Source organism: Streptomyces vulcanius, assembly GCF_042653945.1.
In the GTDB taxonomy this organism is placed as follows: Bacteria; Actinomycetota; Actinomycetes; order Streptomycetales; family Streptomycetaceae; genus Streptomyces; species Streptomyces mangrovi.
In genome coordinates this window covers 1-5,524 of record NZ_JBHSFK010000097.1, presented here as the reverse complement: position 1 = coordinate 5,524, position 5,524 = coordinate 1, and the positions used below count along the sequence as shown (strand labels likewise).

4 protein-coding genes are annotated in these 5,524 nt (G+C 74.5%); 1 reads left to right on the top strand and 3 read right to left on the bottom strand.

From position 1 onward, the window contains the following. A partial coding sequence (locus ACFPIH_RS55985) for an ATP-binding protein (protein ID WP_385879428.1) occupies window positions 1–681 on the bottom strand: 681 nt, incomplete at its 3' end. Window positions 682–765: 84 nt separating this feature from the next. On the opposite strand from ACFPIH_RS55985, the gene ACFPIH_RS55980 reads away from it, so the two are divergent. Next, window positions 766–3,678, top strand: coding sequence for an AAA family ATPase (locus ACFPIH_RS55980; RefSeq protein WP_381187991.1), 2,913 nt, complete (start codon window positions 766–768; stop codon window positions 3,676–3,678). A 41-nt stretch (window positions 3,679–3,719) separates the two neighbouring features. On the opposite strand, the gene ACFPIH_RS55975 is transcribed toward ACFPIH_RS55980, so the two are convergent. Both ACFPIH_RS55975 and ACFPIH_RS55970 read right to left on the bottom strand, forming a co-directional pair. Next, window positions 3,720–4,961 carry an EamA family transporter gene (locus ACFPIH_RS55975; RefSeq protein WP_381187994.1) on the bottom strand — a complete coding sequence of 414 codons (1,242 nt, stop codon included), beginning with the start codon at window positions 4,959–4,961 and terminating at the stop codon, window positions 3,720–3,722. After that, on the bottom strand, window positions 4,958–5,524 hold a 567-nt coding region (locus ACFPIH_RS55970), incomplete at its 5' end, for an alpha-isopropylmalate synthase regulatory domain-containing protein (RefSeq protein WP_381187997.1). The genes ACFPIH_RS55970 and ACFPIH_RS55975, both read right to left, overlap by 4 nt.

The following is a 5,524-nucleotide window of genomic DNA, read 5'->3' as shown; positions in this document are numbered from 1 at the left end:
GGGGGGGGGGGAGGTGCGCGGGGGCTGCCCGTCCGGGGTGGGGGTGGTGCCGGGGGAAGGGGGCGAGGGCTGTTGGTCCGGGGGGAGGTCGGGGCCGGGGGAAGGCTGGGTGCGGGGCGGTTCTGTGTGCTGGATTGTCGTGAGCAGCAGGCGGGTGCCCGGTGGGACGCGGCGGAGGTCGGTCTGGTGGAGCAGCGCCAGGGAATCGGGGTCGGCGTGCTGGGTGTCGTCGACGAGCACGGTCACGGGTGTCGGCTGCGCCAGCGCGGCGGCGAGCGCCTCGGCCATCGCCGCCCGGTCGCCCCGCTGCACGGCGGACAGCGCCTTCGCACCCGGCTTGCGCGCCGGGCGCCGTCGCGCCGCGGCGGACCGGTGCTCCTCCAGGGCCCTGACCAGTCGCAGCGCCAGCATCAGCGGACGTTCGCCGTCACCGGGAACGCAGTTCACGGACAGGACCGCGATCCCCGACGCGGTGAGCCGGTCGGCGGCGGCGCGCACGAACGCGCTGCGCCCGATGCCCCGTTCCCCCCGGACGAACACCAGGCGCGGGCCGGCCGGATCGCGGAGGCCGCCGTCGAGCTCGTCCGACTCGCGCTCCCGGCCGGTCAGCCGCTCACCCGTCCGGTCGAGACGCACGGGAGTGCCACCGAGAATCAGCTCGGTGTCCGTATGAGCAGCCACTGTCCCCACCGCAACCTTCCTGTCTTCTTTTCCTGTAATCATGGCGAACCAGGCAGGGAAACAGGCGGTCTGTTCGGAGTCGTGATGCAGGAACACCGTTCGCCTCTTGTCGGCAGGCACGGCGAAGTCGAGGCGGTGGCCGAGGCGTTGCGCGCCACCGGTGCCGCGGCGCGGACCGTGCTGGTCAGCGGTGCGGCCGGCACCGGCAAGACCGCCGTCCTGGAGCAGGCGCGGTGGGCCGCGGTCCAGGAGGGCGGCAGGGTCCTGCGGCTCCGCTGGGAAGCCGCCGAGGGCCCGCCCGGTACGGCGTCCCTCGTGAACGCCGTCTGCGCCGTACTCGCCAAGATTCCCGACGGCCGGCTCCCGGCGCGCGTCGCCAAGGTACGTCGGATGCGTGCGCGGACCACCGACCCCGGCGGCGAGGTCGCCCTGCTGTCGGCCCTGGCGGAGGTGCTGGCGGACGCGGCCCAGTACGTCCCCTTCGCCCTGATCCTCGACAACGTACGGCAGATGCCGGCGCGGACGGCCTCCGCCCTGGGGCTGCTGCTGCGCGCGTTCCGTCCCGTCGGCGTGCCGGTGGTGCTGGCCGGGCGGCCGATGAACCCGGGGCACGTCACCGGAGCGCAGCTGCTCGCGTCGGCGGACCGGGTGCTCGAACTGCAGCCGCTGTCGCCGGACGCGGTCGGCGCGCTCATCGTGCGGCGGCTGGGCCGACCCGTCGAACCCGAACTGCTGACGGAGGTGTCGCACGCGCTGGGCCCCCTGGCGGGGAGCCCGGGGGCCGTGCTGTCGGTGCTCGCCTCGCTGGAGGAGTGCGGCGCCCTGCTCGAACTCGACGGCCAGGTGTGCCTGACCGTGCCGGAGGGCGGGCTGCGGCTCAGGGCCGACGTCGCGGAGCTGGGCCGGTACGGCTGGCCGGACGGGCCGCCGGACGCCGACACGGTCGCGACGGCGGTCGCGCTCGCCCGGCTGGCCGAGCGGGGCGCCCTGTGGCTCGACGCCCTGCACCTCGCGAAGTCGCCGGACGGGCTGCTCGACGCCGTCGGGCGCAGGGTGGACGGCCTGGTCGGGGACCGGGTCGTGACCGTCGACCCGGACGGCAGGGCGGCGTTCGCCGTTCCGGCGCTCGCGGCGGCGCTGCGGTCGCTGCCCGACCCCGGCGGGGCGCGGCCGGCGTACGGCACGGTCACCCGAACGCTGGCCGACCGGCTGGGCGCCGCCGTGCCGGACGCCGGGCGGCCGTGGCCGTTCGGGAACGTGACAGCGACGGCCCCGCCCCCGGACGAGACGCCGACGAACCGTCCGGCCGCGCCCGGCGGCATAGCTCCCGACCGGTCGCCCTGGGCGGCCGAGGAGGGCTCGGTGGCAGGAAGTCCGGCGCCGTACGGCGACGGCACACCCGGCGCGCTGCGCGAGTCCGTCGCCCTGAGCCTGCGGCATCCCGACCACATCGGCGTACTCGCGCTCGGCGAGCCGATGCTCGCGTGCCTCGACGGGCCGACCGGGTCGCAAAGACCGCACGAGTTGCACAGGCCCCACGGGTCGTACGGGTCGTACGGGTCGTACGGGTCGCACAGTGAGGGCCAGGGTGTTCTGGTGGGTGTTGCCCGGGCCTGGGCGCTGTCGGCGTTGCATGAGCATCGGTCCCCGCACAGTGACGACGCCGACCCCCGCTACCGTGCGGCGATCGGGAGGATGCCCGCCGCCGTCGGACTGGCGGCGCTCGGTGGTGCGTACGGGATCGGCCCGGTCACGCCGATGACCTTCCGGCCGGGGCCGGCGGGCGACCGTGTGCCGGACACCGGGCGGGAGTCCGGCTCCGGGCCGGTCCCGTCGCCCGCGGAGGTCCGGCTGCTGGCAGCCGCAGTGGGCGGCGGTGGGGAGTTCGAGCGTGCCCGGCGGGGGCTGCCGCAGCACGCGCTCGGCGAGGCGGCCCTGGACCGGCTGCGGAACGCCGCCGCGTACGGCGATCTGGCGGGCGCTCTGCACGCCGTGCTCGGGGAGCGGTACGTCGGGGCGGGCGAGAGCACGGCCGTCCGGTACCACGCCCTGGTGGGCGACTATCTGACGGGCCAGTGGGACAGCGCCCTGTCCCGAGCCCGCCGGATCGAGGCGCGGGGCCGGTCCGACGGCGCGGCCGGTGTCGGACAGCTGGCCCGGGCGCTGGCGGCCGAGATCCAGCTCATGCGCGGCGAGTACGGGCGAGCCCGGGAGTGGCTGGAGCTGATCCCCGAGTCCGTCGGCCATCCGCTGGTGGCCCGGGTGCGGCTGGGCGTCCGGTACTGGTCGGGGCAGGCGGAGGAGGCCCTGGCGGAGGCATGGCGCGACGTGCGGCGGGCGCGGGAGAGCGGACTGCTGGCGGGGGTCGACAGGGTGCTGCTGCGGATCCTGTCGGTCACGGCACAGGACAGCCCGGAGGCGGCGCGGGAGACGCTGGGGCACCTGGAGGCGCTGCACGAGGAGGCGGCCTCGCCCATGACGCACGAGGCGGTGCTCGTGGGGCGCGGGATGGTGCACGGCGACGCGGACAGCGCGCTGGCCGCGTACCGGCTGGTGCGGCAGCGCGTCGACCTGCCCCTGAGCGTGGACTGCTGCCAGTGCCTGACGGATGTCGGCGACGACCCGTCGCGGTGGCTGGCCGAGGCGACGCGGACTGTGCACGCGCTGGGCATGGGGCGGCCCGTCCGCAGTCTGCTCGGCGCGGCGGCGGCACGGCGCAACGTTTCGCTCCCCAGGCGTCGTACGGCGTCGGAAGGGCTGAGCGAGCGGGACGTGCGGCTCATCGGCATGGTGAGCGACGGCTCCACCAACCGGCAGATAGCCGCCCGGCTGGCGTGCAGCGAGAAGACCGTCGAGCAGCGGCTGTCGCGGTTGTTCCAGCGGACCGGCCGCCGCTCCCGGGTGGAACTGGCCGCGGCCTGGCTGGACGGCAGCCTGGCCCGGCAGGGCCTGGTGCCGGATGCCGGGCCGGGCGGCGACGGCCACGGCGGGGACTGACGGCGGTCCCGCCGTCGGCGCGCTCCCGTTTCCGCGGCTGATCACGGCTGGGGGACCGACTCCGCCGCCCCCGCCGACTCCGTCGTCGGCTGCGCGCGCGGTCTGCCCAGGAAGATCGTGTCGAACGCCCCCGTGGGGTGGAAGCTGAGCTGAACCGTCGGACTCTCGCTCCGCGAGTGTCGTGCCCAGTCGACTCTGGGGTCCTGTCCGTCCTCGGGCCGGCGCGGCGGACGTCGTAGCGACAACGTGAGGGTTGCCTCCGGTGTGTCGGTCCGCGGTTCCCAGGCGATGGACGAACCGGCCGTGGACGGGAAGTGCGGCGGATACGGCGGATACGGCGGTGTTCCCGCCCACTGGTCCTCCGGCGCGGTCCTCCCCGCGTCGCCACTCGTCACCACGACCGTGACGCCGACGATGACCAGCAGCAGCCCGGGCACGGTCGCGGCCTGGACACCCTGCCCCATGAACGACCACGCCATCAGCGCGGCCACCGGAGTCTCCAGCAGCAGCAGGACACTCATCGTCGTCGCCGACGTCCTGCCGAGGACGAAGTTCAGCGATCCGAGCCCCAGCAACTGGGGGAGGAGGAGCAGCCCGAGCAGCGACAGGTGGGTGGCCTGGTCGAAACCCGTGAGCGGGATGTCCGCCAGCCAGCAGACCACGAGGAGTTCCATGCCGCAGACCAGCGCGGTGAACGTCGAGTACAGCGGGGCGCTCACATCCGCGCGCGACTTCTCGCTGAGGGCGGTGTACCCGGCCTGGGCGACGGCTCCGGCGAGGGCGAGCAGGTCGCCCAGCAGCGCCGTGTCACTGCCGGACGTGATGTCCACACCGGCGGCAGCCGCCGCTCCGAGGACGGCGAGCGTGAGACCGGCCCAGGTCCTGCGCGACGCCTTGACGCCCTGGCCGGCGGCGATGAGGGCCTGCCAGACGGGCTGGGTGGCGACGAGCGCGGTGGACATGGCGACCGAGGTCAGCTGAGTGCTCGTCATGAAGGCCGCGAAGTGCAGGGCGAGTGCCGTGGCCGCGAGAAAGCCGAAGACCAGGGGGCGCCACTGTTCCCTGCGCAGGAGGCCGCGCTCGCCGCGCGCGACGCGTGCCACCTCACGGCGGCGCAGGATCAGCAGGAAGGGCCCGAGCGTGGCGAAGCCGAGGCAGTTGCGCCAGAAGGCCATGGCGAGCGGTGACGCGGTGGCGGCGGCGGTGAGCGGGGCGGTGGCCGAGATGGAGACCACGGCGATCGCCATCGCAGCCATGGACAGCGGATCGATTCTGGATTTCACGCGTCCGTGCCGCCGTTCGCCACACCGCTGTGCGGGGCCTTTCGCAGCCGGTTGACCGCCGAGGTCACCGCCCTGAGCGAGGCCCAGGTCGTGTTGACATCGATGCCGACTCCCCACAGCACCCGGCCGTCGAGGGCGCATTCGATGTACGAGGCGGCCCGGGCAGCCGCGCCGGCGCTCATGGTGTGCTCGCTGTAGTCCAGCACCCGGATGTCGATGCCGAGGCCGGACAGGGCGTCGGCGAAGGCGGATATCGGACCGTTGCCGTGGCCGGTCAGGACCGTGTCGACGCCGTCCACGCGAGCCTCGACGGTGAGCGTGTCACCGCCGTCGGAGGCGACCGAGGCGTGGGTGCCGTCCCGCAGCGCGATACGGCCCCAGGGGTTCTCGGGGTTCGGCAGGTACTCGTCCTGGAAGACGGACCAGATCTGGGCCGCGGTGATCTCGCCGCCCTCGGCGTCCGTCTTCGCCTGGATGAGCTTGGAGAACTCGATCTGCATCCGGCGGGGCAGGTCCAGCTTGTGGTCGTTCTTCAGGACGTACGCGATCCCGCCCTTGCCGGA

Excerpts from the sequence above, each read along its gene's own strand:
- ACFPIH_RS55980 (WP_381187991.1), top strand. The coding sequence starts at position 766 with ATGCAGGAACACCGTTCGCCTCTTGTCGGCAGGCACGGCGAAGTCGAG.